Annotated in this window: 1 protein-coding gene; it reads right to left on the bottom strand. The window is 63.8% G+C overall.

The genetic code is table 11. The features are described 5' to 3' along the window. Window positions 1–111: 111 nt before the first annotated feature. On the bottom strand, window positions 112–1,621 hold a 1,510-nt coding region (locus GHO03_RS24400), incomplete at its 5' end, for an ABC transporter ATP-binding protein (protein WP_153400680.1).

Below are 1,621 nucleotides of genomic sequence, written 5' to 3'. Positions count from 1 at the left end.
GCCAGGCATCGCCCGACAAGGACCACAGCTGCGACCACTCCAGTTGCCGGGCCCCCACCAGCAGTGATGTGACGCAGAGCATGGCAAATACCCCTAGCCATCGTGCCCGCATCATTGCAGCTCACTGCCGCTCGCCACCCGCCAACCCTTGGCAGCCCGACGCTGTTCAAGAAACTTCGCGTAAAGCCCCTTGGCGGCAAGCAATGCCGCGGGCGTGCCCTGCTCGACCACCCGGCCGTGATCCAGTACCACGATCCGGTCGGCCATCGACACCGTAGACAGTTGATGCGCAATGACCACCAGCGTGCGCTGCCCGCGCAACCTGGCCAGTGTCCGGGCGATCACGTGCTGATTCTCGGCATCCAGCGCCGCAGTGGCTTCATCCACCAGCAAGATGGCCGCCTCCTTGATCAGTGCGCGTGCAATTGCAATACGCTGGCGCTCACCGCCCGACAGCCGTGCACCACCCTCGCCCACCGGTGTGTCGAGGCCTTGCGGCAAGCGCCCGACAAGTTCGCCAAGCCCGGCCTGCTGCGCCGCCTCGAGGATTTCGTCAGCATTGGCGGTGGGTTTGCCGATGCGGATGTTGTCGGCAATGCTGCCCTGAAACAGGTAACAGTCCTGGAATATCTGACTGATCTGACCCGCCAACTGGCTGTCGGACATGTGCCGCACATCCACACCACCCACGAGCACGCACCCTTCGCGCGCATCGAAAAACCGTGCGATCAGCCGTACCAGCGTGGTCTTGCCCGAGCCCGAAGCACCGATCAACGCTGTCATGCTGCCCGGCTCAATACGCAGGCTGACATCATGCAGCACATCGGCCTGATCGGGCGCGTAAGCCATGCTCACTGCGCGCAACTCTATAGAGCCATCCCGTGGCGGTTGTGGCTGATCCGGCTCCGGCAAGGGCCGGGCGGCAAAGATGGCCTGCACCGCGTCAAGTTGACCGCTGGCACTGCGCAGGATCTCGGCATAACCGGCCACGTCCAGCAACGGCTCGATATAGCGGCTGCTCAACAACAGCGCAACGACTACCGCAATCACCGAAGCGTTATCCCGCGTGTCGCCCATCAGGCCGTTAAGCCACAAGGCGGCTGCGATCAACAGGGCCGCAAAGATCACCTGCACGACCCAGGTATTGAGTACCACCGAAAGCGATGACTGATAGATCAGGCGCAGCCCGGACTGGCGCTGGCGCTCGAGCGCCTGTTCCAGCAACTGCGTCCCGCCCCCTTCGCCATTGAACGCGCGCAGTACCGATTGCGCCTGGGCAAACTCGACCATGCGCTGGCTGGCATCCGCGAAGTGCCGCTGGAAAGCCCGGTCAGTACGCTGCCCCAGGCGCGCGTTCAACAGCAGCGCCCCTGCCAGTACCGCAAGCCCCAACAGCGCAATCAGCCCCAGTGGCCAATGCACGGCAAACAGTGCGGCGACGATCACCAAAGGCGTCACCGCGCCACTGATCACAGGGGTGAAAACGTGCGCTGGCAACTGCGCCACCGCCATCATGCCCTGGGTAATTACATGCCCCAGATGGCCGGTGTTCTGCGTCGTAAACCAGCCCAGGGGCAATCGCGCCACATGGTCGCCGATGCGCTGGCGCGCCCCCTGCAAA

Source organism: Pseudomonas sp. FSL R10-1339, assembly GCF_009600545.1.
GTDB classification, from domain to species: Bacteria; Pseudomonadota; Gammaproteobacteria; order Pseudomonadales; family Pseudomonadaceae; genus Aquipseudomonas; species Aquipseudomonas bubulae.
Note: the sequence above shows the minus strand (reverse complement) of the source record. Positions and strands in the feature narration are given on the sequence as shown.